1 protein-coding gene is annotated in these 696 nt (G+C 69.4%); it reads left to right on the plus strand.

Annotation, left to right across the window (positions count from 1 at the left end; translation table 11 throughout):
* Positions 1-93: 93 nt before the first annotated feature.
* The gene (locus BU204_RS40635) at positions 94-489 is read left to right on the plus strand and encodes a hypothetical protein (protein ID WP_075124879.1); all 396 of its coding nucleotides are present in this window, start codon (positions 94-96) and stop codon (positions 487-489) included.
* The last annotated feature ends 207 nt before the right edge of the window (positions 490-696 follow it).

Consider the following 696-nt stretch of genomic DNA (forward strand, 5'->3'; position numbering starts at 1 on the left):
TAGGACCAGGCCCTTGACGAACACCAGAACGTCACCGGCTTCACCCGAACACCGGACAAGGTCGCCGCCTGGAGGTTGCCGTCAACGGCGTAGATGTGGCGGCCGAAGACCGCCCGGCTCGCCGGCGGTCCTGGTTGGGCGCTGGCGTACCACGGGGCGTACGAGTTCGGCGGGCCGGACGCGGTCGCCGCACTGCCCGGTGGCGAACAGTGGTTGGCCGTGGTCGACCGGGCACCGGCCGCAGAGCGCCACCTGGCCGTCCACTCCGGACACTGCGTCGAGCTGAGCGAGGCCGACCAGGCGGCGTGGGACGCCGCCGGACACTCGATCCTCACCGACGTCACGATCAGCGGCACGCGCGACCAGGTCCGACACAAGCTCGACGACCTCGCCGGACACGGCGTCACCGAGATCGTGTTCCAACCCTGCGGACCGGACGTGAAGGCCGAGCTGGAACGCTTCCTCGAGGCGGCGGAGGCCGTGCGTTAGCCATCCGCCCGGGACAGGAAGCACGGCCACTGTGTCGTAGGTCACAGCTCAGCGTAGGCTCGGTGCGTGACGACGCCGTTTTCGGCGTGTCTGAACACCACCGGCGGCGAGCGTGCTGTCCGGTGTGAGAGGAGCATCCTCGATGCTGGGCGCAGTTCACCGTCGTGACCGATGATCCCGCGGACCGGACCCCACCCTCGAGCGGTT

The sequence above is a fragment of the Actinophytocola xanthii genome (assembly GCF_001921205.1).
GTDB lineage: Bacteria > Actinomycetota > Actinomycetes > Mycobacteriales > Pseudonocardiaceae > Actinophytocola > Actinophytocola xanthii.

Excerpts from the sequence above, each read along its gene's own strand:
- BU204_RS40635 (WP_075124879.1), top strand. The coding sequence starts at position 94 with ATGTGGCGGCCGAAGACCGCCCGGCTCGCCGGCGGTCCTGGTTGGGCG.